The sequence below is a fragment of the Exiguobacterium sp. 8A genome (assembly GCF_902506275.1).
Classification (GTDB): domain Bacteria; phylum Bacillota; class Bacilli; order Exiguobacteriales; family Exiguobacteriaceae; genus Exiguobacterium; species Exiguobacterium profundum.
This window is the reverse complement of sequence record NZ_LR733641.1, coordinates 1-1,446: the sequence shown is the minus strand read 5'-3', so window position 1 is coordinate 1,446 and position 1,446 is coordinate 1. Positions and strand designations below refer to the sequence as shown.

Below are 1,446 nucleotides of genomic sequence, written 5' to 3'. Positions count from 1 at the left end.
TGAAGTGACCCCTAAAAGTTAGACACGGTTATTTCATCTAGGCTACGTGAACGAACTGGGTCCGGTATTGCACCGGACTCAGTTTTAATTTTGCCTTGATTCGTCGTGTGTTGTAATAGTCTATGTAGTTACCGAGCTCGATTTTAAAGTGGTCGATACTCTTAAAACGTTTAAGATAAAGGAATTCGGATTTCATGATTCCGAAGAAATTCTCCATCACTGCGTTGTCATGACAGTTACCTTTACGAGACATGCTCTGCACGATACCTTTCTCTTTGAGGGTATGTCGGAACTGACGCATTTGGTAATGCCATCCCTGATCGGAATGGATCAGGAGCTGATGCTCCTCAGGCAATTTGGACAAGGCGTTCTCCAACATCTCTGAGACCAGTGAATACGTCGGTCTTGAGCCGATGGTGTAGGTGATGATCTCTCCGTTGAACAGGTCTAGGACAGGGGACAGGTAGAGCCTCTCCCCGAACAGTTTGAACTCCGAGATGTCGGTCACCCATTTCTCGTTCGGGGCATCCGCCTTGAAGTCTCGGTCCAGGATATTGTCTGCGATTTCCCCCACCGCCCCCCGATATGATTTGTACTTCTTCAGGCGCACGAGACATTTCAACCCCAGTGCTTTCATGAGGCGTTGAACCCTCTTGTGGTTCACTTTCTGTCCCCGATTCTGGAGTTCGTCACGAATGCGACGATAACCATATCGCCCCTCATGTTCATCATAAATCGCTTGGATCTCTGCCTTCAGACCCGTGTCCGGGTCTGGTCTCCCGATTTTCTTCACCAGCACGTAATAGGTGCTACGTTTGATTCCCGCATACTCAACGAGCGCCTTCACCGGATATTTGTGCCTTAATTCATAGATGACCTTTACTTTGTCTTCTTTGGTGACGTTCCCTTGGATCGAACTAAGGCGTTCAACTTTTTTAGATACTCGTTCTCCATCCGCAGACGGTCGATTTCCGCCTGGAGCGCTTCTGAAGACCCCTCTGCGGGGGCTCGACGCTTTTCATTACCTGTCTTATCTTTCATCCGTGGCCTCCCTTTCTTCTTAGGAATGAGCGTGCCCTGCCCTCCGGTCCTCAGTTGCCTCTCCCATTTCCAGACTGAGGAGGGAGAGGCGATATTGAAGATCGCAGCCGCTTCGTTTGCCGACACGCCATTCTCTTTCATGTATTGAAGTACGTCCAGTTTAAACTGTGCGGGGTAAGTTGTATAGGGTTTGGAAAAGGCCATCGGTCCATGATGGTCGAACTGTTTGACCCAGTTACGCATCAGGGTCGGGGCTACCCCTAGGGATTTCGCGATGCCATTCATACTATCTTTCCCTTCCCGATAGGCCATGACGGCGCTTAACTTTTGATCAGTTGTAAATTTAGTCATTAAAAAACTGCACCTCCAATTGTTAGATGTGTCTAACAATTGGGGTGCAGTTCA

The 1,446-nt window shown here is 48.7% G+C and carries 1 protein-coding gene; it reads right to left on the bottom strand.

Annotated features, from left to right (window positions below; genetic code table 11):
* Positions 1-37: 37 nt before the first annotated feature.
* A protein-coding gene (locus GVY42_RS15155; protein WP_159563779.1) for an IS3 family transposase occupies positions 38-1,392 on the bottom strand; the annotation gives its coding sequence in 2 pieces (ribosomal slippage) (positions 38-939 and positions 939-1,392; 1,356 coding nt in all).
* Positions 1,393-1,446 lie beyond the last annotated feature (54 nt).